Raw genomic sequence first — 20,584 nt, 5'->3', positions numbered from 1 at the left:
GCTGAAATATACCCGGCGAGCGGGCCTTGTGACCATCCTGCGCATGCAATGCACGCTCACAGCGTTGCGCCCTTGGGCCGCAGGCCGCTGTCGCTGACCCGTGGCCGCTGGGGTTCGACGGCATCAAGGGGCTCGCACTCCTGCATCTGTTCCAGGCAACGCTTGGCCAATTGTTGGTACTCGCGGGTGCCGGTTTGTTTCCAGCTCACTTCTTCATCGCTGAGGCTGCGCTTGACGCTGGCCGGCGTGCCCATTACCAGGGATTGCCCGGGGCATTCGAAACCGGCCTTGACGAACGCCGTGGCGGATACGAATGACCGCGGGCCAATGCGCGCGCCGTCCATGACCACCGCATTCATGCCCACCAGGGCGTCCTCGCCAATGCGGCAACCGTGCAACACCGCGCCATGGCCGATATGGCCGTTGCGCTCGATTACCGTGTCGCTCTCCGGGAAACCGTGCATCACGCAGGTGTCCTGAATATTGGCGCCCTCCTCCAGCACGATACGGCCGAAGTCGCCGCGCAGGCTGGCCAGCGGGCCGACATAGCAGTGCGGGCCAATGATCACATCGCCAATCAGCACGGCCGATGGATGCACATAGGCTGTGGGGTCGACTACCGGGGTGAGGCCATTGAGGCTGTAGCACGTCATAGAGAATTCCTTGAAAGCGCAAAGCGATGCGCATGCAGACTTATTTTGTATCACATCACTTATCTCACACAAAGCACAAAAAACCGTATCACTTTTAAGCGCCGGCCAAGCGGGCTTCTAAAACGCCAATAATCTCAATCAAATAGGGATATAAAGACCGAAAACGCGGGAATATTGAAAATAACAAACCCACAATAGGACACGTTAATTCAATTTCATACTTGATTTTGTGTATCGCGTTAAAGCTATACTCTGGCAAAACCGGCCACCTGCGGCCGATCCAATAATGAGCCGGCACCCAAGCCGTGCGTGCACCGAGGGCATCCGCCATGCCTCAGACCCTTGCCGTCGAATTCCTTGCACCGGGCGTGCGCCTGATTACCCTGCAGCGTCCCCAGGCATTGAATGCCCTCAACACCGAGCTGTTGAGCGAACTGGCTGCCGAACTGGCCGATGCCCAAGCGGACGACAACACCCGTGCCGTGGTCCTCACCGGCAGTCGCAAAGCCTTTGCCGCCGGCGCCGACATCAATGAAATGGCCGAGCGCAACCTGGTGGGCATCCTCAATGACCCACGCCAGGCCGCCTGGCAGGCCATCACCCACTTCAACAAACCGCTGATCGCAGCGATCAACGGCTTCGCCCTCGGTGGCGGCTGCGAACTGGCAATGCATGCCGACATTCTTATTGCTGGCGAAGACGCCCGCTTCGGCCAGCCGGAAATCAACCTGGGCATCATGCCCGGCGCCGGTGGCACCCAACGCCTGCTGCGAGCGGTGGGCAAGTCCATGGCCATGCAGATGGTGCTCACCGGCGAGCCCATCAGCGCCCGCCACGCCCAGCGCGCCGGCCTGGTCAGTGAAGTGACCCAACCCGAACTCACCGTCGAACGCGCCCTGCAGATCGCCCGCAACATCGCCGGCAAAGCCCCGCTGGCCGTGCGCCTGGCCAAGGAAGCGCTGCTCAAGGCGATGGACACCGACCTGGCCAGCGGCCTGCGCTTTGAACGCCATGCCTTCACCGTGCTGGCCGGCACCCGCGACCGCGAAGAAGGCATCCGCGCCTTCCAGGAAAAACGCACGCCGACCTTCACCGGCCAGTAACCCCAGCATTCCCAGAGAGCCCCCTGACCATGACCTTCGAACACATCCTGTTTTCCATCGACGCTGGCGTCGCCCTGCTCAGCCTCAACCGGCCTGAGCAACTCAACAGCTTCAATACGCAGATGCACGGCGAGGTCAAAGAAGCCCTCAAGCAAGTGCGCCAGAGCCCGGATGTGCGCGTATTGTTGCTGACCGGTGAGGGGCGCGGCTTTTGCGCCGGGCAAGACCTCAGCGACCGCAACGTCGCGCCGGGCAGTAGCGCGCCGGACCTGGGCGAGTCCATCGAGAAGTTCTACAACCCGCTGATTCGCCAATTGCGTGACCTGCCGATGCCGGTGATTTGCGCGGTGAACGGTGTGGCCGCCGGGGCTGGGGCGAATATTCCGCTGGCCTGCGATCTGGTGCTGGCATCGCGTTCGGCCAGTTTTATCCAAGCGTTCTGCAAGATCGGCCTGATCCCCGACTCTGGTGGTACCTGGACCTTGCCACGCCTGGTGGGCATGGCCCGGGCCAAGGCACTGGCCTTGCTGGGTAACCGCTTGAGCGCCGAGCAGGCCGAGCAATGGGGGCTGATCTACCGCTGCGTAGACGACGCCGAGTTACGCAACGAGGCGCTGACCCTGGCCCGCCACCTGGCCACCCAGCCGACCTACGGCCTGGCGCTGATCAAGCGCAGCCTCAACGCCAGCCTAAGCAACACCTTTGACGACCAGCTGGAATTGGAAAAAGACCTGCAACGCCTGGCCGGGCGCAGCGAGGACTACCGTGAGGGCGTCAGCGCCTTCATGGAAAAACGCACGCCAAGCTTCAAGGGGCGCTGAGCCATGACCGCACTGAACACCACTGCACGTATTGCCGTGATCGGCGCCGGGGCCATGGGCGCCGGTATCGCCCAGGTTGCGGCCCAGGCCGGCCACCTCGTGCTGCTGCTGGACAACCGCCCCGGCGCCGCCGCCCAAGCCATCGACGGGATCGACCGGCAGTTGGGCAAGCGCGTGGAAAAAGGCAAGCTTTCGGCCGACGCCCGCACGGCCACCATCGCCCGCTTGCAGGCGGTGGAGTCCATCGACGCCCTGGCCGATTGCGCATTGGTCATTGAGGCCATTGTCGAGAACCTGGAGGTCAAGCGCGCCCTCTTCCGCCAACTGGAAGGCATTTGCGGCGAGCAGTGCATCCTGGCCAGCAACACCTCGTCGTTGTCGATCACCAGCATCGCCGCCCAACTGGAGCGCCCGCAGCGTCTGCTGGGCCTGCACTTCTTCAACCCGGCGCCGGTGATGGCGCTGGTGGAAGTCGTCTCCGGCCTGGCCAGTGACCCAGCCCTTGCTGACTGCCTGTACGCCACCGCCAAGGCCTGGGGTAAAAAACCTGTGCACACCCGTTCGACGCCGGGCTTTATCGTCAACCGCGTGGCCCGCCCGTTCTACGCCGAAAGCCTGCGCCTGCTGCAGGAAAACGTTGCCGACTGCCCAACACTGGACGCGCTGATGCGCGACGCGGGTGGTTTTGCCATGGGCGCCTTCGAACTGACGGACCTGATCGGCCACGACGTCAACTATGCGGTGACCTGCTCGGTGTTCAACGCCTACTACGGCGACAACCGCTTCCAGCCCTCGCTGATCCAAAAAGACCTGGTAGACGCCGGGCGCCTGGGGCGCAAGAGCGGCCAGGGCTTCTACAGCTATGCAGACGGCGCCGAGCGGCCAACGGCGAAAACCACACTCAGCCAGCGAGCCGTCACCACCTGCGTGGTCGAGGGTGACCTGGGTATCGCCAACGCATTGCTCCCACGCTTGCGCGAACACGCCATCGACGTCATCCACCGCGACGGCCAAGGCCTACTGCGGGTCGGCGATGCGGTGCTGGCCCTGAGCGACGGGCGCATGGCCTGCCAGCGCGCCCAGGAAGATGGCCTGCGCAACCTGATCCTGCTGGACCTGGCATTCGACTACGGCACCGCGAGCCGCATCGCTATCAGTTGTGCGGCGGGCATCGACCCTGGCGCCTTTGAAGACGGTGTGGCCCTGCTGCAACAAGCCGGGCTGCGCGTCAGCCTACTCAGCGACAGCCCGGCACTGGCCGTACTGCGCACGGTGGCGATGCTTGCCAACGAAGCCGCCGACGCCCAACTGCAAGGCGTGGCCTCGGCCGCCGACATCGACCTGGCCATGCGCGCCGGGGTCAATTACCCCCAAGGCCCGCTGGCCTGGGCCGATGCCATTGGGCCTGCCCATGTGCTGCGCGTGCTGGAACACCTGTACGCCAGCTATGGCGAAGAACGCTACCGGCCGTCGCTGCTGTTGCGCCGCCGCGTGGCCGAAGGGAGAAGTTTGCATGACTAACCACGACGCCAACCGCCTGGCCAGTGCCTGCGCCCAAGCCCTGTTCGAACGCGACAGCGCCAGCCAAGGCATGGGCATGCGCCTGCTTTCAGCCGCCCCAGGCACCGCCCGCGTGGGCATGAACGTGCGCGCCGACATGCTCCAGGGCCACGGCACCTGCCATGGCGGCTACCTGTTCGCCTTGGCCGATTCGGCCTTTGCGCTGGCCTGCAACAGCTACAACGAGGCCACGGTGGCCATGGGCTGCAGCATCGACTACATCGCCCCGGCCCGCCTGGGTGACACCCTAAATGCCGACTGCATCGAGCAAAGCCGCTCCGGCCGCACCGGCAACTACGACGTGCGTATCGAAAACCAACGGGGCGAGTTGATCGCCCTGTTCCATGGCAAATCCTACAAAGTGCGCGGCCCGGTGCTGGCGCAGGAGACCCCGAATGAATGACGCCCTGATCATCGACGCGGTGCGCACCCCGATTGGCCGCTACGCCGGAGCCTTGAGCAGCGTACGCGCCGACGACCTCGGCGCAGTGCCGCTGCGCGAGCTGCTGCGCCGTCACCCCAACGTGAACTGGAGCACCGTGGACGATGTAATCTACGGCTGCGCCAACCAGGCCGGTGAAGACAACCGCAACGTGGCGCGCATGTCGGCGCTGCTGGCCGGGTTGCCGGTGAGCGTGCCAGGCACCACCCTCAATCGCCTGTGCGGCTCCGGGCTGGATGCCATCGGCAGCGCCGCCCGCGCCATTCGCTGTGGTGAAGCCGGCTTGATGCTGGTGGGCGGCGTGGAATCCATGTCCCGCGCACCGCTGGTGATGGGCAAGGCCGAGCAGGCGTTTGCGCGCCAGGCTGAGGTCCATGACACCACCATCGGCTGGCGTTTCGTCAATCCGCTGATGAAAACGGCCTACGGCATCGACTCCATGCCGGAGACCGCCGAGAACGTCGCCGCGCAGTTCAATATCTCCCGCGCCGACCAGGACGCGTTTGCCCTGCGCAGCCAGCAACGGGCTGGCGCAGCGCAAGCCAACGGGCGCCTGAGCAAAGAAATCGTCGCCGTTGAAATCCCCCAGCGCAAAGGCCCCGCCAAGCGCGTGGAGCAGGACGAACACCCGCGCGGCGACACCACCCTTGAGCAACTGCAAAAGCTCGGCACGCCATTTCGCGAAGGCGGCAGCGTCACTGCCGGCAATGCGTCCGGGGTCAATGACGGGGCGTGCGCGCTATTGCTGGCCAACGCCGAAACCGCCAAACGCTATGGCCTGAAGGCACGTGGCCGGGTGGTCGCCATGGCCACCGCCGGCGTGGAGCCGCGCATCATGGGTATCGGCCCGGTACCGGCGACCCACAAGGTGCTGGAGCTGGCCAACCTGAGCCTGGCGGACATGGACGTGATCGAGCTCAACGAAGCCTTTGCCGCCCAAGGCCTGGCGGTGCTGCGTGAACTCGGGCTGGGCGACAACGACCCACGGGTCAACCCCAACGGCGGCGCCATCGCCCTGGGCCATCCCCTGGGCATGAGCGGCGCGCGCCTGGTGACCACCGCCCTGCACGAACTGGAGGAACGCCAAGGCCGTTACGCGCTGTGCACCATGTGCATCGGCGTCGGCCAGGGCATCGCGCTGGTCATCGAGCGTCTATAGGACCAAATAATCCCAATTCCCAGGGAGCCGAGCGGTATCCTTGGGGCATGCACTCAAAGCCCTGGTGCAACCGGGCTGGAACACAAAAATAATTCGAGTGAAGTCATGAACATGCCAATTGCCCAAACCGTGCTTGAACCTGTGCTGGACCCGCTGGAAACCGCCAGCATCGACGAGCTGCGCCAGCACCAACTGGACCGCCTGCGCTGGAGCCTCAACCTCGCGTACAACAATGTGCCGCTGTACCGCCAGCGCTTCGATGCGCTGGGCGTGCACCCGCGCGACATCACCTGCCTGGAAGACCTGGCGAAGTTTCCGTTCACCACCAAGTCCGACCTGCGCGACAACTACCCCTACGGCATGTTCGCCGTGCCCATGCACGACGTGGTGCGACTGCACGCGTCCAGCGGCACCACCGGCAAACCCACCGTGGTCGGCTACACCCAGAACGACATCGACACCTGGGCCAACGTGGTCGCCCGTTCGATCCGCGCAGCGGGTGGGCGGCGTGGCGACAAGGTGCATATCTCCTATGGCTACGGCCTGTTCACCGGTGGTCTCGGTGCCCACTATGGTGCCGAACGCCTGGGCTGCACGGTGATCCCGATGTCGGGCGGGCAGACCGAGAAACAGGTGCAACTGATCAAGGATTTCCAGCCGGACATCATCATGGTAACGCCGTCCTACATGCTCAACATCGCCGATGAAATCGAGCGCCAGGGCCTCGACCCGCACAAGCTCGCCCTGCGCCTGGGCATCTTCGGCGCCGAACCATGGACGGGCGAGCTGCGCAGCGCCATCGAACATCGCCTGGGCATCACCGCCCTGGACATCTACGGCCTGTCGGAAATCATGGGCCCGGGCGTGGCCATGGAATGCGCCGAAACCAAGGACGGCCCGACCATCTGGGAAGACCACTTCTACCCCGAAATCATCGACCCGGTCACCGGTGAGGTGCTGCCGGACGGGCAGATGGGCGAGCTGGTGTTCACCTCCCTGAGCAAAGAAGCGCTGCCGATGATCCGCTACCGCACCCGCGACCTCACGCGCCTGCTACCCGGCACCGCACGGCCAATGCGGCGCATCGACAAGATCACTGGGCGTAGCGACGACATGCTGATCATCCGTGGGGTCAACGTGTTCCCCACCCAGGTCGAGGAGCAGGTACTCAAAGTCAAACAGCTGTGCGAGTGCTACGAGATCCATCTGTATCGCAATGGCAACCTGGACAGCGTTGACGTGCATGTGGAACTCAAGGCCGAACATCAACACCTGGGCGACGAACAGCAAAAGGCAATCGCGGGCGAGCTGAGCCGGCACATCAAGACCTATATCGGTATCAGTACCCGTATCGTGTTGCAGCCTATGCACTCGATCAAGCGCTCCGAAGGCAAGGCCTGCCACGTGATCGACAACCGTCCCAAAGCATGACTGCTGCACTTTAAGCCCCGCTCTGGCGGGGCTTTTTTTTGCCCGCAGGAAAACCGGCAAGCCCAAAGCGATACAAAAATATTAATGACACGTTATTTTGTGTTTGATAAATATTTCTGTATCACTTATAAAGTTCTCCATGCCTTTAAACAGATTCACGGCGGGAGACTCACCATGTACGCACAGCTTGTAGAAACCGGAGTGAAGCGCATCAAGGACCTGTCGGAGATGTCCGAGCAGGAGCGCCACTTCCAGGAAAAGATCGATGCCGAAATCAAGATCGAAGCCAAGAACTGGATGCCCGACGCCTACCGTCAGACCCTGATCCGGCAGATTTCCCAGCACGCCCACTCCGAGATCGTCGGCATGCTGCCCGAGGGCAACTGGGTGACCCGCGCACCGACCCTCAAGCGCAAGCTGCAATTGATGGCCAAGATCCAGGACGAAGCCGGCCACGGCCTGTACCTGTACAGCGCGATGGAAACCCTGGGCGCCGACCGCGATGAAGAAATCGCCAAGCTGCACAGCGGCAAGGCCAAGTATTCGAGCATCTTCAATTACCCGACCCTGAACTGGGCCGACATGGGCGCCGTGGGCTGGCTGGTGGATGGTGCTGCGATCGTCAACCAGGTGGTGCTGCAACGCACCTCCTACGGCCCCTACTCCCGGGCCATGGTGCGCATCTGCAAGGAAGAGAGCTTTCACCAGCGTCAGGGCTACGAAATTCTGCTGACCATGATGCGTCACGGCACCCAGGCGCAAAAAGACATGGTGCAGGACGCGATCAACCGCCTGTGGTGGCCGTCGCTGATGATGTTTGGCCCAAGCGATGAGCACTCGCCCAACAGCGCCCAATCCATGGCCTGGAAGATCAAGCGCCAGAGCAACGACGAGCTGCGCCAGCGTTTTATCGACCAGACCATCCCGCAACTGGAACTGCTGGGCTGCACCTGCCCCGACCCGGACTTGAAGTGGAACGCCGAGCGCGGCCACTACGACTTCGGCGAGATCCAGTGGAACGAGTTCTACGAAGTGCTCAAGGGCAACGGCCCGTGCAATCAGGAACGCGTGGCCACTCGCCGCAAAGCCATTGAAGACGGGGCCTGGGTGCGCGAAGCCGCCGTGGCCCACGCCCGTAAAAAACACAATAAGAACGCTGCCTGATCCGGAGTTGCCGCTATGTCTGAATGGACCCTTTTTGAAGTCTTCGTGCGCAGCAAGCACGGCCTGAACCACAAACACGTGGGCAGCGTGCATGCCGCCGACACCACCATGGCCATCGAGAACGCCCGCGAGCTGTACACCCGTCGCAGCGAAGGCGTGAGTCTGTGGGTAGTGCCCTCGGCCTTGATCACCGCCTCGTCGCCGGATGAAAAAGACCCGCTGTTCGACCCTTCCGACGACAAGGTCTACCGCCACGCCAGCTTCTACGAGTTGCCGGCCGAAGTCGGGCACATGTGAGGTCGACCATGAACACGCAAACCGATTTGATCGAATACCTGCTGCGCCTGGGCGACAGCGCCCTGATCCAGGGCCAGCGCCTGTGCCAATGGTGCGGCCACGCACCGGCGCTGGAAGAAGAACTGGCGTTGATGAACGTCGGCCTTGACCTGGTGGGCCAGGCCCGCAACTGGCTGGACTATGCCGCCGAACTGCTGGACGACGGCCGCGACGCCGACGACCTGGCCTTCCGCCGCGATGAACGCGCCTACCGCAACCTGCTGCTGGTGGAGCAACCCAACGGCGACTATGCGGTGACCATCCTCAAGCAGTTCCTGTACGACGCCTGGCACTTGCCGGTGTTGACGGGCCTGAGCCAGTCCAGCGACGAACGCATCGCCGGGATCGCCGCCAAGGCGGTTAAGGAAGTCACCTATCACCTGCGCCGCTCCGGCGAATGGGTGGAACGTTTGGGCGACGGCACCGAGCACAGCCATGCACGCATGCTCGCGGCGATCCCCGAGGTATGGCGCTTCACCGTCGAACTGACCAGCGCCGACGACAGCGAGCAGCGCCTGTGCGCCGCCGGTATTACCCCGGATGCCGCGCAGGTAGCCGCCGCCTGGCAGAACACGGTGAGCGCACTCTTCGCCAGCGCCACCCTGCCCGTGCCGCCCGCCGCGAGCTACTTCTACCTGAATGCCCGGCGCGGCCTGCACACCGAGCACCTGGGCATTCTATTGGCCGAGATGCAGTTTTTGCCCCGAGCGTACCCCGATGCGACCTGGTGAGCTGATCGCCAGCGACCGCCCGGCACAGCCCACCGAGCTGGCCGCCGCCTGGGCCACCCTCGCCCAGGTGATGGACCCGGAAGTGCCGGTGGTCAGCGTGGTCGACCTGGGCATCGTGCGCGATCTCGACTGGCAGGCGGGCCACCTGCATGTGGTGGTCACCCCCACCTACTCCGGTTGCCCGGCCACTGAAGTGATCGAGAGCGATATCCGCGATGCGCTGGAGCAGGCTGGTTTTCGTGCGCCGCACCTGGAGCGCAAGTTGACCCCGGCCTGGTCCACCGACTGGATCACCGAAGGTGGCCGCGAGCGCCTGCGCGCCTACGGCATCGCACCGCCCCAGGGCAGCGCCAGCAAGCGCAGCCTGCTCGGTGAAAGCCCGGTGGTGGTATGCCCGCACTGCGCAAGCAGCCACACCGAAGTGCTCAGCGAGTTCGGCTCCACCGCCTGCAAGGCGCTGTACCGCTGCCGTGAGTGCCTGGAACCGTTCGACTATTTCAAGTGCATCTGAGGGGCCACTGGCCGTCTCGGTGGGAGAATAACAATGAGCAAATTTCATAGCCTGGTGATCAAGGACGTACGCAGCGAAACCCGTGACGCGGTGTCCATCGCCTTCGAGATCCCCCAGCACCTGCAAGACAGCTTCCACTTCACCCAGGGCCAGCACCTGGTGATGCGCACCCAGTTGGATGGCGAAGAAGTGCGCCGCTCCTATTCGATCTGCACCGGCGTGAATGACGGTGAACTGCGCATCGCCATCAAGCGTGTGGCCGGTGGGCGTTTTTCCGCGTTTGCCAATGAACAGCTCAAGGCCGGGCACAGCCTGGAGGTGATGCCGCCCGCCGGGCATTTCCATGTTGAACTGGACCCTGCGCGCCACGGCAACTATTTGGCCGTCGCGGCCGGCAGCGGCATTACGCCGATCCTGTCGATCATCAAGACCACCCTGCAAACCGAGCCCCATAGCCGCGTGACGTTGCTGTACGGCAACCGTTCCAGCTCCGGCGCGCTGTTTCGCGAGCAGCTTGAAGATTTGAAAAACCGCTATTTGCAGCGCTTGAACCTGATCTTCCTGTTCAGCCGCGAACAGCAGGATGTGGACCTCTACAACGGCCGCATCAACGCCGACAAATGCGAACAACTGTTCTCCCGCTGGCTGGACGTCAAAACCCTCGATGCTGCGTTCATCTGCGGCCCGCAGGAAATGACCGAGACCGTGCGCGACAGCCTCAAGGCCCGCGGCATGCAGCCTGAACGCATTCACTTCGAACTGTTCGCCGCCGCCGGCAGCCAGCAAAAGCGTGAGGCGCGCGAAGCCGCCCGCGAACTGGACGCCGCCGTCAGCCAGATCACCGTGATCAGCGACGGCCGCGCCCTGGCCTTCGACCTGCCGCGCAACAGCCAGAGCATCCTCGACGCGGGCAACGCCCAGGGCGCCGAATTGCCGTATTCGTGCAAGGCCGGCGTGTGCTCGACCTGCAAATGCAAGGTGATCGAAGGCGAAGTGGAAATGGACAGCAACCACGCCCTGGAAGACTACGAAGTAGCTGCCGGCTACGTGCTGTCGTGCCAGGCATTCCCCATCAGCGACAAGGTGGTGCTGGACTTCGACCAACTCTGACGCGTGCCGCCACACCCCAACACAACAATAAAAAGGACCACCGCCATGACTCCCGACGATATCGAACGTATCCACCGGCATCCCGACTTTATCCAGTTGGTACGGCGCAAACAGCGCCTGTACTGGTCCCTGTCGCTGATCATGTTGGTGGTGTATTTCGGCTTTGTGCTGTTGGTGGCGTTCTCCCCCGCCACCCTCGGGCAATCCCTGAGCGGCGGTGTGACCACGGTGGGCATGCTGGTGGGTGTGGTGATTGTGTTGCTGGCGTTCGCGCTGACCGGTTTTTACGTACACCGCGCCAACCATGTGATCGACCCGCTCAACGACAAGCTCAAGCAGGAGTGCGCCGCATGAGCCGGTTGATTGCGTGGTTCCTGTTGCCCCTGGCGTTGGCCACCGACCTGGCCATCGCCGCCGATGACGCGGCGCGCCCCCTGAACTGGAACGCCATCGGCATGTTCCTGGTGTTTGTGCTGTTTACGTTCGGTGTGACGCGCTGGGCGGCGTTACGCACCCGTTCGGCGAGTGACTTCTACACCGCTGGCGGCGGCATGACCGGTTTCCAGAACGGCCTGGCGATTGCCGGTGACATGATCTCGGCGGCGTCCTTCCTGGGCATCTCGGCGATGATGTTCCTCAATGGTTACGACGGTTTGCTGTATGCCCTGGGTGTATTGGCAGGCTGGCCGATCATCCTGTTCCTGATCGCCGAGCGCCTGCGCAACCTGGGCAAGTACACCTTTGCCGATGTGGTCTCGTACCGCCTGGAACAAACCCCGGTGCGCCTGACTTCGGCCTTCGGCACCCTGACCGTGGCGCTGATGTACCTGGTGGCGCAGATGGTCGGCGCGGGCAAGTTGATCGAGCTGCTGTTTGGCATCGACTACCTGTACGCGGTGATGCTGGTGGGCGTGCTGATGGTGTTCTACGTGACCTTTGGCGGCATGCTCGCGACCACCTGGGTGCAGATCATCAAGGCGGTGATGCTGCTGTTCGGCACTACCTTCATGGCGTTCATGGTGCTCAAGCATTTCGGTTTCAGCACCGAGGCGATGTTTGCCGGGGCCGCCGCCGTGCATGCCAAGGGCAGCGCGATCATGGCGCCGGGGGGCTTGCTGTCCAACCCTATCGACGCGATTTCCCTGGGAGTGGGCATGATGTTCGGCACGGCCGGGCTGCCGCATATCCTGATGCGTTTCTTTACCGTCAGCGACGCCAAGGAAGCCCGCAAGAGCGTGTTCTACGCCACCGGCTTTATCGGCTACTTCTACCTGCTGCTGATCGTGGTGGGCTTTGGCGCCATTGTCATGGTGGGCACCGACCCAACCTTCCGTGATGCCAGCGGTGCGATCATCGGCGGCGGCAACATGATCGCCGTGCACTTGGCGCAAGCGGTGGGCGGCAACCTGTTCCTCGGGTTCATTTCAGCGGTGGCGTTTGCCACGATCCTGGCGGTGGTGGCTGGGCTGGCGCTGTCCGGTGCGTCGGCAGTGTCCCACGACCTGTATGCCTGCGTCATGCGCAAAGGCCAGGCCACTGAACAGCAGGAGATCCGCGTATCGCGCATCGCCACGCTGTGCATCGGCGTGCTGGCGATCATCCTTGGCTTGTTGTTTGAGTCGCAGAACATTGCGTTCCTGTCCGGCCTGGTGCTGGCGATCGCCGCGTCGGTGAATTTCCCGGTGCTGTTCCTTTCGATGTACTGGAAGGGCCTGACCACCCGTGGCGCCGTGGCAGGCAGCCTGGCCGGGCTGGTCTCGGCGATTGTGCTGCTGGTGCTTAGCCCGGCGGTGTGGGTCAACGTGCTGCATCACGACAACGCGCTGTTCCCGTATTCCAACCCGGCGCTGTTTTCCATGAGCCTGGCGTTTTTCAGTGCCTGGCTGTTTTCCGTCACCGACACCTCACCGCGTGCAGCCCTTGAACGCGGCCGTTACCTGGCGCAGTTCATCCGTTCCATGACCGGAATCGGTGCCGCTGGCGCCAGCAAACACTAACCCACTCGTTTTCTACCCTGGAGGAACCGTGATGTCTCACGCCCCTACTCTGCAAAGTTTCATCGCCGGTCGCTGGATCGGCCAACACGGCGCACAAGTACTGCGCAGTGCCATTGACGGCCATGAGATTGCGCGCACCCACGAAGAACGCCTGGACTTCGCCGAAGCCGTTGCCCACGGCCGCAGCCAAGGCGTAAACGGCCTGATGGCGCTGGACTTCCAGCAACGGGCACAGCGCCTCAAGGCACTGGCCCTGTACCTGAGCGAGCGCAAGGAACAGCTCTACGCGATCTCCCATCACAGCGGCGCCACTCGTACTGACAGCTGGATAGATATCGAGGGCGGCAACAGCACCCTGTTCACTTACGCCAGCCTGGGCTCGCGGGAGCTGCCATCGGGCAACATCGTCCACGAAGGTCCGGCGATGCAATTGAGCAAAAAAGGCAGCTTTGCCGGCACGCACATTCTGGTTCCGCGTGGCGGCCTGGCGGTGCATATCAATGCTTTCAACTTCCCCATCTGGGGCATGCTTGAGAAATTCGCACCGAGTTTTCTGGCCGGGATGCCGTGCATCGTCAAACCAGCCAGCGCCACCAGCTATCTGACTGAAGCCGTGGTGCGCCTGATGGACGAGTCCGGCTTGCTGCCGGCAGGCAGCCTGCAATTGATCATCGGGAGCACGGGAGACCTGTTGGATCGCCTGCAAGGCCAGGATGTGGTGACATTCACCGGCTCCGCCGACACTGCCGCCAAACTGCGGGTGAACCCGAACCTGATCCGTAATTCGGTGCCGTTCAACGCCGAGGCGGACTCGCTGAATTGCGCGATCCTCGCCCCGGACGTGACGCCGGACGACGAGGAGTTCGAGTTGTTCATCAAGGAAGTCGCGCGTGAAATGACCGTCAAGGCCGGGCAGAAATGCACCGCCATTCGCCGCGCAATCGTACCAGGCAAACATATCGACGCCGTGGCTTCGCGCCTGCGTGAGCGACTGGCCAAAGTCGTGATCGGCGATCCGTCGGTAGAAGGTGTGCGCATGGGACCTTTGGCGTCCCACGATCAACAAAAAGATGTGGCTGAACGCCTGGAAGCCCTGCTGCACAGTAGCGACCTGCTGTTCGGCGCTCGCGATGGTTTTGAACCGCGTGGTGAAAACGTCGGCCAGGGCGCGTTCTTCGCCCCTACCCTGCTGCAATCACGCGACCCACACGCCGAAGGCGGCGCTCACGATATCGAGGCGTTCGGCCCGGTGAGCACGCTAATGGCTTACGACGACCTGGACGAAGCCCTGGCCCTGGCCGCTCGTGGCAAAGGCAGCCTGGTGGCAAGCCTGATCACCAAAGACCCACAGATTGCCGCCAAAGCGATCCCGGTAGCCGCCGCCTGGCATGGCCGCTTGCTGGTACTGGACCGCGAGTCCGCCGCCGAATCCACCGGCCACGGCTCACCGCTGCCGCAACTCAAACACGGCGGGCCTGGACGTGCAGGCGGCGGTGAAGAGCTTGGCGGCCTGCGCGCAGTAAAGCACTACCTGCAACGCGCAGCGGTACAGGGCTCACCAACCATGCTGGCAGCGGTAACCGGTGAATATGTGCGCGGCGCCAAGGTCATTGAAACCGAAGTGCACCCGTTCCGTCGCTTCTTCCAGGACCTGCAAATCGGCGAGTCGCTGCTGACTCACCGCCGTACCGTCACCGAAGCCGATCTGGTGAACTTCGGCTGCCTGTCGGGCGATCACTTCTACATGCACTTCGACGACATCGCCGCCAAGGAATCGCAATTCGGCAAGCGCATTGCCCACGGCTATTTCGTGCTGTCAGCGGCCGCCGGGCTGTTCGTTTCGCCGGCGCCTGGCCCGGTACTGGCCAATTACGGCCTCGATACCTTGCGCTTCATCAATCCGGTCGGCATCGGTGACACTATTCAGGCGCGCCTGACCTGCAAGCGCAAGATCGACCAGGGCAAGAAGAGTTCACAGGGCAGCCCGCAAGGTGTGGTGGCATGGGACGTGGAGGTGACCAATCAGCTGGGCGAGTTGGTTGCCAGCTATGACATTTTGACATTGGTTGTAAAACGCGAAGAAACCAACGCGTAAAAAACCCTGCTTCAGCATCCCCCCTACACCGGGGGGATGACTTAAAACAGGCGTGTCACACCGTCAAACCGGACTTCAAGGCAGCAGCAACTTCGTCCAACCTCTCAAGCGGCAGACCGGAGATGTTTATTCTGCCGTTCCCCACCAGGTATATCCCACTGCGCTCACGCAGGTGCTCAACATAGGCAGGGGTGCGATTGAGATGAGAGAACATACCTTTCTGCAACTCAATGCTCTTGAATTCGTCATACGCGTCAATTTTTCGAAGCTCTTCGCACAAGCCCGCCCGTAACGTTTTAATCCTCTCGGCCATTTCCAGCACTTCTTGATGCCACTGCGCCTTGAGCACCGGGGTACTGAGAATATGTGAGACGACAGCCCCGCCATGCGCCGGCGGCATGGACCAGAGGCAGCGCGCGGTATCGATCACTTGAGACTTGACCGCTTTCAAGGTTGCGCTTTCGATACAGCTGATCAGCAAAGCACCCGTACGCTCCCGATAGATCCCGAAGTTTTTCGAGCAGGAAATGCTGGTCATCACTTCAGGAAGCTCAGCGCAAAACAAACGCAGTGCCCAGGTATCTTCTTCCAGCCCTTCACCAAAACCCTGGTAGGCCATATCAAATAATGGCAGCAACCCTTTCCTTTTCACGACCTCAAGAATCGAACGCCATTGATCCGCATCCGGATCGATTCCGGTTGGATTATGACAGCAGGCATGCAGCAGAACGGCATCGCCCTCTGACAAGCCTTCGAGCGCCGTTAGCAGCGCCTCTAGATTGAACGCACCCTCGGACGTAAGGTGCTGGCAGGTCTGCACACACATTCCGGCGCGTCGGAACAGCTCTTCATGAATCGCCCAAGTGGGCACTGGAACCAAGATGTTGCGTACCGCCGTGCGCTTTAGAAATTCGGCCATCAGTCTCAGGGCCCCGGTGCCACCGGGTGTTTGTACCCCTGCATATTGATCAGCCAAGCGCGCATCCGAAGCTTCGCCAAACACCAGCCGGATAATGGCCTGGTTGAATGCGGGCAACCCTTCTGAGCCCAAGTAAGCCTTGCTCACCTGATGTTCCAGCAGCCACTCTTCAGCCGCCTGCACGGAGGCCAGCACCGGCGTTTTCCCCGCAACGTCCTTGTATACGCCAATACCCAGATCGACTTTATTGCTGCGGGTATCCTGGGCAAACGTATCGGCAAGACCCAGGATCGGATCGTTGGGCAACAACTGCAAAGTATTAAAAGTTGGCAAAGTTAGACTCCCGTCAATTGGTGTTCAGACCACGTGTTTCCCACTCCATAAAAAAACGCGACAACGTCGCGTTTTCTGTTCAATTGCAATCAGCCTTCCAAAGGCCAGTTTTCGATGACCTCCACGAAACGGCTCAACCAGGCATTCGTGACACTGCCATCCAGCACCCGGTGATCGATCGTCAAGGACACGTAGGCCTTGGGCCGAACCTGGAAGCTGTCGACGCCGTCGACTTCTCGAACCACCACGCGCTTTTCCAGCGCACCAATACCCAGAATCGCCGATTGCGGCTGATTGATAATGATCGGCGAGGCGAACAAGGAGCCTGAAGTACCGTGGTTGGAAATCGTGAACGTGCCGCCTTGCACGTCCGCCGCCTTGAGCTTGCCGTTGCGGGCTGCCATGGTCAGCTCCTGTAGCCGCGAAGCGATGCCGAGGATGTTCAGCTCCTGGGCTCGCTGGATCACCGGCACAATGAGACCGGTCTCGCCCAGCGCGGTGCCGATGCCGATACTGATGTCTTTGAAGACTTCCAGGTAGTCGTCATGCCAGCGACTGTTTACATTCGGTACCGCCAACATGGCTTGCACCGAAGCGGCCACAAAATAAGTCGTAAAAGTCAGGTTCACATCCTGGTCGGCATACAGTTTTTTGTTCTTCTTGCGGTGCGCGATGATCGCGCTGAAGTCTGCTTCAAACACAGAGGTGACATGGGGTGCCGTGCTCACGGAGTGCTGCATGTGCTCGGCGATTTTGCGGCGCATGCTGCTATGAGGAACGTGAGCACTCACACGTGGGCCACGCTCACCTGAAGCGGGCACGACGGCCGAGGGAGCGGCCTGCGCTTTCGTGGCCGGCGCAGGCACTGCCTTTGCCTGGGGCTTGGGAGCCGGCAAGGGCACGGAAAGTGCCTGTTTTACCGGTTCTGCCTGCACAAACGCGAGCACATCCTCACGGGTCAACCGCCCGCCTCTTCCCGTTGCAGCAACGGCCGTCGGCGCAACATTGTGCTCCCTTAACAGCCTGCGCACCGCAGGCGATAAACGCAACTCAGGGTCGAACACCACTGACGAGTCTGCTGGCGACTCGATAAGAGGTTCCAGCACGGGGGCAGACGGCTCCTGCACGCCGCCTGCGTTAATCACGCCCAATACGGCACCGGGCTCGGCGTCCGCGTCCTCGCGCAGGATAATCTCCAACGTTCCATCGGCCGGCGCGGCAATCTCAACCACGACTTTGTCGGTTTCCAGTTCGACCACCGGTTCATGTTTACGGACTGTATCGCCAGTTTTCCTCAACCAAGTGCGGACGACTGCTTTGGTACCTTCCTGCTCCAGTGGGGCAATGATGTTCAAACTGCCAGGTTTGATGGTCATGTCATTCATGTCAGAAGCCCACCAGGTAGTCGATTTTGCTGCGGATAGCGTCTACAGACGGCAGCACGTGTTCGAGCAACGTAGGGTGGTGCGGACTCGGAATATCCGGCATGGTCAGTCGAGCGACCGGGGCATCCAGGCTCATAAAGGCCTCATCTGCTACTACGGCCGCAATTTCTGCACCGAAGCCAGCGGTGCCCAGATCCTCATGCACGATCAAACAACGGTGGGTTCGGCGCACCGAGGCCAGCACTGCCTCGCGATCCCAAGGCATCAGGGTACGTAGATCGAGCACATGGACCGAGCGCCCTTCCGCCGCCTTTTCACAGCGCTCAACCATCGCTCCCCACGTCACAATCGTCAGGTCATTACCCTCGACAACGCTGCGGGCCTTGCCAAAGGGCACGATAAAATCATCGCCCGGGTACGGCCGACGAGCCGACGCAGAGTCGAGCATGGCGCGGTGTTCAAAGAAGATCACAGGATCGTTACCGCGCATGGCACTGCGCAGTAAACCTACCGCGTCTTCGGCATTGGACGGTACCGCGACCTGCCAACCTGGCGAATGCACGAACTGCACTTCGTTGGTCTGGCTATGCCATGGATCACCGCACTTGAAGAAGCCACCGGCAATGCGCACCACCATCGGCGCTGCAAAGCGATTGTTGGTACGCCAGCGCATGGTACCGCAGTCATTCAATTGTTCAACGGCAGGATCGGCGTATTTACGGAATTGGATTTCCGGGACAGGCACGAGTCCGGCGACGGCCATACCCACAGCACGACCGATGATCCCTTCTTCGGAAAGGCTGGTATCAAACACCCGAGCCTCGCCGTACTTTTCCTGCAAGCCCAAGGTGACCGCATGCACGCCACCTTTGGGGCCGATATCTTCACCAAACAGCACCACACGTGGGTTGACCTCCAACTCGCGGTCTAAGGTGCGTCGGATGGCCGCGACCATATTGAGCCGTTGTCCTTCCTGCAGCGGAATAAACGTGGTTGCCGATGGCGTGTATCCCTCCGACCACTGCCCGCCCCGCGCCTGCATTTCACCTTCATGGAACACGTGGTGTGTGACGCGAGCAGGGTCACTGACTGGCCGGGCTTCGGCCTCAATGCGTGATGCATTGACCTCGGCGCGAGCGTTTTCACCCAGCTCATCCCACTCGCTGGCAGTCATGCGGTCGGGCACCAGGAAGTCGCGCAACTTGTGCAGCGGGTCACGGGCCCATTCCATTTTGATGAAGTCCGCGGACTTGTAGGTCTGGGTGTCCTGGAAACTGTGCCCTTGCAGGCGCGGCACCTTCAGGCGTAACAAACATGGCCCTTGATGAGTGCGAACGTGGTCCACCGCCTGCTCGACCAACTCGGCACTCTGCACAGGATTGGAACCGTCACCGCTGAGGATGTGCAGGTTCTGGAACCCGCTGAGGTTGGCTGCGATATCACCACCGGGGGTTTGAAAGGTCGACGGTACGGAAATGCCATAACCGTTGTCTTCGATATAGAACAGCATCGGCAGCTTTTGCGTGGTCGCAATGGTCAGCGCCGCCCAGAAACCGTTGGTGGCGACAGAGCCGTCACCACCTAGCACCACACTGATCGCGGTGTCATAGGACGCATCCTTCAAAACCTTGCTGCGGTATTCGATGGCCTGCGCCCAGCCTGCCGTGGGCGTGTACTGCGCACCAACGCCCCCACACATTGGCAACGCCGTCGGGCCGCCAGGGTTGGGGTAATTGAACACCACCCCAATATCCCGGCCATCCGAGTAGCCACCCGCACGCGCCATGGACGATCCCAAGGCATCCGCCATGTCCACGCCCATCGCCAATAGCAGCGGCCGTGAACGGTAGTAGCCGCAAGCGGCGTCGTTGCGATTAGTGAGTTTTGAGCCAAGCAGAATTTGCGCTAAATCATGCCCTCGCGCAGAAAATTGATAGAGCACCTTTTTTTCCGGCACCAGGGTCTTTTCTTCCAGTTCATCCAAAGCCCTGGACACGTGCAGAAGATAGGCAATGCGCGGCCAGTTCACGGTCGAAACCGCGTTATCCGGGTTTTTTACGTCAAGGCTTTTACGGCGTGGAGCGGACATTTTATTGTTATCCTCGCGAGCGAAAGAGCAGGCATAAAGGCCTTACTCATGTGCTGACGAGCTTAAAATTGCGCACCCGAAAAGTGCTTTTTCAATTGATCAAAATCATTCAATTAAAAGTAATATATTCTCGATAAATGCATAACCGTGAAAAATTATGCTTTATAAAAAACAGACCTTGAAAAGCGATGCTGAAAATCTGCACAGTCGCCAAACTACGAAATTATTTTCCGGACATTATAAAAAATGGAAAAAAATAATCTGCTGGATACTTACAGCCTGAAAATTCTCGCCGAGTTGCAGACGGATGGCCGTTTGACCGTTCAGGACCTGGGCAAAAAGATTGGCTTATCCACTTCGCCGACCTGGAAACGCCTGAAAGATCTCGAGCGCGAAGGCGTCATTCATCACTACACTGCGGTGCTCGACCGTACACGAGTCCACTTGGGCACCTGCGTGCTCGCCGAAGTGAACCTGGCCCGGCATGTCGGCAATGTGGTGGAAGAGTTCGAGCAAGCGGTGCGTGATTGCCCCGCAATCATCGAGTGCCACAGCACCACTGGGCGTGGTGATTATTCGCTCAAGGTGGTGACACCCGACATTGCCCACTACGACGCGTTTCTCTATAACGTGATTTTCAAGTTGCCCGGCGTCAGTGAAATCCGCTCCAGTGTGGTACTGCGCGAGATCAAGTCACCTTCGCCGTTGCCACTGGATCATTTGCAGTAGCGTTTTGACGGCCAGC

At 61.3% G+C, this 20,584-nt stretch carries 20 protein-coding genes; 15 read left to right on the top strand and 5 right to left on the bottom strand.

The annotated features are described in order from the left end of the window. Nucleotides 1–56 precede the first annotated feature (56 nt). Nucleotides 57–653 (bottom strand): phenylacetic acid degradation protein PaaY, encoded by a 597-nt coding sequence (paaY, locus tag ICY20_RS18680; RefSeq protein WP_159960206.1) that lies wholly within the window; start codon nucleotides 651–653, stop codon nucleotides 57–59. 94 nt (nucleotides 654–747) lie between these two features. After that, the gene (locus tag ICY20_RS18675) at nucleotides 748–984 is read right to left on the bottom strand and encodes a hypothetical protein (protein WP_194938291.1); all 237 of its coding nucleotides are present in this window, start codon (nucleotides 982–984) and stop codon (nucleotides 748–750) included. Here ICY20_RS18675 and paaF point away from each other — a divergent pair. The 14 genes from paaF (at nucleotide 983) to paaZ (ending at nucleotide 15,113) form a co-directional block, all read left to right on the top strand. Beyond that, the gene (gene paaF / locus ICY20_RS18670; protein WP_194938290.1) at nucleotides 983–1,756 is read left to right on the top strand and encodes a 2,3-dehydroadipyl-CoA hydratase PaaF; all 774 of its coding nucleotides are present in this window, start codon (nucleotides 983–985) and stop codon (nucleotides 1,754–1,756) included. The genes ICY20_RS18675 and paaF overlap by 2 nt on opposite strands. Before the next feature lie 29 nt (nucleotides 1,757–1,785). Beyond that, on the top strand, nucleotides 1,786–2,577 hold the full coding sequence (gene paaG, locus ICY20_RS18665; protein WP_194938289.1) for a 2-(1,2-epoxy-1,2-dihydrophenyl)acetyl-CoA isomerase PaaG: 792 nt from the start codon (nucleotides 1,786–1,788) through the stop codon (nucleotides 2,575–2,577). A 3-nt stretch (nucleotides 2,578–2,580) separates the two neighbouring features. Next, nucleotides 2,581–4,098, top strand: coding sequence for a 3-hydroxyacyl-CoA dehydrogenase PaaH (paaH, locus tag ICY20_RS18660; RefSeq protein ID WP_194938288.1), 1,518 nt, complete (start codon nucleotides 2,581–2,583; stop codon nucleotides 4,096–4,098). Then, entirely contained in the window at nucleotides 4,091–4,540 is a 450-nt protein-coding gene (paaI, locus tag ICY20_RS18655) for a hydroxyphenylacetyl-CoA thioesterase PaaI (protein ID WP_135291716.1), read from the top strand. Before paaH ends, paaI begins: the two co-directional genes overlap by 8 nt. After that, on the top strand, nucleotides 4,533–5,738 hold the full coding sequence (gene pcaF / locus ICY20_RS18650) for a 3-oxoadipyl-CoA thiolase (RefSeq protein WP_194938287.1): 1,206 nt from the start codon (nucleotides 4,533–4,535) through the stop codon (nucleotides 5,736–5,738). The genes paaI and pcaF overlap by 8 nt, the downstream gene beginning before the upstream one ends. A gap of 105 nt (nucleotides 5,739–5,843) precedes the next feature. Next, nucleotides 5,844–7,169: a phenylacetate--CoA ligase PaaK gene (gene paaK, locus ICY20_RS18645; protein WP_135291714.1), complete on the top strand. Its 1,326-nt coding sequence runs from the start codon at nucleotides 5,844–5,846 to the stop codon at nucleotides 7,167–7,169. 174 nt (nucleotides 7,170–7,343) lie between these two features. Continuing rightward, nucleotides 7,344–8,333 (top strand): 1,2-phenylacetyl-CoA epoxidase subunit PaaA, encoded by a 990-nt coding sequence (gene paaA, locus ICY20_RS18640; protein ID WP_122486330.1) that lies wholly within the window; start codon nucleotides 7,344–7,346, stop codon nucleotides 8,331–8,333. 15 nt (nucleotides 8,334–8,348) lie between these two features. Next, complete coding sequence (paaB, locus tag ICY20_RS18635) at nucleotides 8,349–8,630, top strand: 1,2-phenylacetyl-CoA epoxidase subunit PaaB (RefSeq protein WP_007943393.1); 282 nt, start codon at nucleotides 8,349–8,351, stop codon at nucleotides 8,628–8,630. Nucleotides 8,631–8,638: 8 nt separating this feature from the next. After that, the gene (paaC, locus tag ICY20_RS18630; RefSeq protein ID WP_194938286.1) at nucleotides 8,639–9,400 is read left to right on the top strand and encodes a 1,2-phenylacetyl-CoA epoxidase subunit PaaC; all 762 of its coding nucleotides are present in this window, start codon (nucleotides 8,639–8,641) and stop codon (nucleotides 9,398–9,400) included. Next, nucleotides 9,387–9,911 (top strand): 1,2-phenylacetyl-CoA epoxidase subunit PaaD, encoded by a 525-nt coding sequence (gene paaD, locus ICY20_RS18625; protein WP_194938285.1) that lies wholly within the window; start codon nucleotides 9,387–9,389, stop codon nucleotides 9,909–9,911. Before paaC ends, paaD begins: the two co-directional genes overlap by 14 nt. A gap of 33 nt (nucleotides 9,912–9,944) precedes the next feature. Then, complete coding sequence (paaE, locus tag ICY20_RS18620) at nucleotides 9,945–11,021, top strand: 1,2-phenylacetyl-CoA epoxidase subunit PaaE (RefSeq protein ID WP_194938284.1); 1,077 nt, start codon at nucleotides 9,945–9,947, stop codon at nucleotides 11,019–11,021. A 45-nt stretch (nucleotides 11,022–11,066) separates the two neighbouring features. Then, a complete protein-coding gene (locus ICY20_RS18615) occupies nucleotides 11,067–11,375 on the top strand; it encodes a DUF485 domain-containing protein (RefSeq protein WP_194938283.1) in 309 nt (102 codons plus the stop codon). Then, nucleotides 11,372–13,018 (top strand): cation acetate symporter, encoded by a 1,647-nt coding sequence (locus ICY20_RS18610; protein ID WP_194938282.1) that lies wholly within the window; start codon nucleotides 11,372–11,374, stop codon nucleotides 13,016–13,018. The genes ICY20_RS18615 and ICY20_RS18610 overlap by 4 nt, the downstream gene beginning before the upstream one ends. A gap of 31 nt (nucleotides 13,019–13,049) precedes the next feature. Beyond that, nucleotides 13,050–15,113: a phenylacetic acid degradation bifunctional protein PaaZ gene (paaZ, locus tag ICY20_RS18605; RefSeq protein ID WP_194938281.1), complete on the top strand. Its 2,064-nt coding sequence runs from the start codon at nucleotides 13,050–13,052 to the stop codon at nucleotides 15,111–15,113. Between the two features lie 55 nt (nucleotides 15,114–15,168). Here the strand turns inward: paaZ and ICY20_RS18600 are convergent, their stop codons facing one another. The 3 genes from ICY20_RS18600 to ICY20_RS18590 form a co-directional block, all read right to left on the bottom strand. Then, nucleotides 15,169–16,365: an amino acid aminotransferase gene (locus ICY20_RS18600; RefSeq protein WP_228758481.1), complete on the bottom strand. Its 1,197-nt coding sequence runs from the start codon at nucleotides 16,363–16,365 to the stop codon at nucleotides 15,169–15,171. An 89-nt stretch (nucleotides 16,366–16,454) separates the two neighbouring features. Further along, nucleotides 16,455–17,750, bottom strand: coding sequence for a dihydrolipoamide acetyltransferase family protein (locus tag ICY20_RS18595; RefSeq protein ID WP_194938280.1), 1,296 nt, complete (start codon nucleotides 17,748–17,750; stop codon nucleotides 16,455–16,457). Between the two features lies 1 nt (nucleotide 17,751). Beyond that, the gene (locus tag ICY20_RS18590; RefSeq protein ID WP_194938279.1) at nucleotides 17,752–19,839 is read right to left on the bottom strand and encodes an alpha-ketoacid dehydrogenase subunit alpha/beta; all 2,088 of its coding nucleotides are present in this window, start codon (nucleotides 19,837–19,839) and stop codon (nucleotides 17,752–17,754) included. Nucleotides 19,840–20,085: 246 nt separating this feature from the next. On the opposite strand from ICY20_RS18590, the gene ICY20_RS18585 reads away from it, so the two are divergent. Beyond that, nucleotides 20,086–20,568 carry an Lrp/AsnC family transcriptional regulator gene (locus ICY20_RS18585; protein WP_194938278.1) on the top strand — a complete coding sequence of 161 codons (483 nt, stop codon included), beginning with the start codon at nucleotides 20,086–20,088 and terminating at the stop codon, nucleotides 20,566–20,568. The last annotated feature ends 16 nt before the right edge of the window (nucleotides 20,569–20,584 follow it).

This window comes from Pseudomonas pisciculturae, assembly GCF_015461805.1.
GTDB lineage: Bacteria > Pseudomonadota > Gammaproteobacteria > Pseudomonadales > Pseudomonadaceae > Aquipseudomonas > Aquipseudomonas pisciculturae.
This window is presented reverse-complemented; position numbering and strand designations above follow the sequence as displayed.

Bases quoted from the DNA above. Each gene is read 5' to 3' on its own strand.
- paaE (WP_194938284.1), top strand. From the start codon at position 9,945: ATGAGCAAATTTCATAGCCTGGTGATCAAGGACGTACGCAGCGAAACC.
- paaK (WP_135291714.1), top strand. From the start codon at position 5,844: ATGAACATGCCAATTGCCCAAACCGTGCTTGAACCTGTGCTGGACCCG.
- paaH (WP_194938288.1), top strand. From the start codon at position 2,581: ATGACCGCACTGAACACCACTGCACGTATTGCCGTGATCGGCGCCGGG.
- paaB (WP_007943393.1), top strand. From the start codon at position 8,349: ATGTCTGAATGGACCCTTTTTGAAGTCTTCGTGCGCAGCAAGCACGGC.
- paaD (WP_194938285.1), top strand. From the start codon at position 9,387: ATGCGACCTGGTGAGCTGATCGCCAGCGACCGCCCGGCACAGCCCACC.
- paaF (WP_194938290.1), top strand. From the start codon at position 983: ATGCCTCAGACCCTTGCCGTCGAATTCCTTGCACCGGGCGTGCGCCTG.
- ICY20_RS18615 (WP_194938283.1), top strand. From the start codon at position 11,067: ATGACTCCCGACGATATCGAACGTATCCACCGGCATCCCGACTTTATC.
- paaC (WP_194938286.1), top strand. From the start codon at position 8,639: ATGAACACGCAAACCGATTTGATCGAATACCTGCTGCGCCTGGGCGAC.
- paaA (WP_122486330.1), top strand. From the start codon at position 7,344: ATGTACGCACAGCTTGTAGAAACCGGAGTGAAGCGCATCAAGGACCTG.
- ICY20_RS18595 (WP_194938280.1), bottom strand. From the start codon at position 17,750: ATGAATGACATGACCATCAAACCTGGCAGTTTGAACATCATTGCCCCA.
- paaZ (WP_194938281.1), top strand. From the start codon at position 13,050: ATGTCTCACGCCCCTACTCTGCAAAGTTTCATCGCCGGTCGCTGGATC.
- ICY20_RS18610 (WP_194938282.1), top strand. From the start codon at position 11,372: ATGAGCCGGTTGATTGCGTGGTTCCTGTTGCCCCTGGCGTTGGCCACC.
- paaY (WP_159960206.1), bottom strand. From the start codon at position 653: ATGACGTGCTACAGCCTCAATGGCCTCACCCCGGTAGTCGACCCCACA.
- ICY20_RS18585 (WP_194938278.1), top strand. From the start codon at position 20,086: ATGGAAAAAAATAATCTGCTGGATACTTACAGCCTGAAAATTCTCGCC.
- paaI (WP_135291716.1), top strand. From the start codon at position 4,091: ATGACTAACCACGACGCCAACCGCCTGGCCAGTGCCTGCGCCCAAGCC.
- pcaF (WP_194938287.1), top strand. From the start codon at position 4,533: ATGAATGACGCCCTGATCATCGACGCGGTGCGCACCCCGATTGGCCGC.
- ICY20_RS18590 (WP_194938279.1), bottom strand. From the start codon at position 19,839: ATGTCCGCTCCACGCCGTAAAAGCCTTGACGTAAAAAACCCGGATAAC.
- ICY20_RS18675 (WP_194938291.1), bottom strand. From the start codon at position 984: ATGGCGGATGCCCTCGGTGCACGCACGGCTTGGGTGCCGGCTCATTAT.
- paaG (WP_194938289.1), top strand. From the start codon at position 1,786: ATGACCTTCGAACACATCCTGTTTTCCATCGACGCTGGCGTCGCCCTG.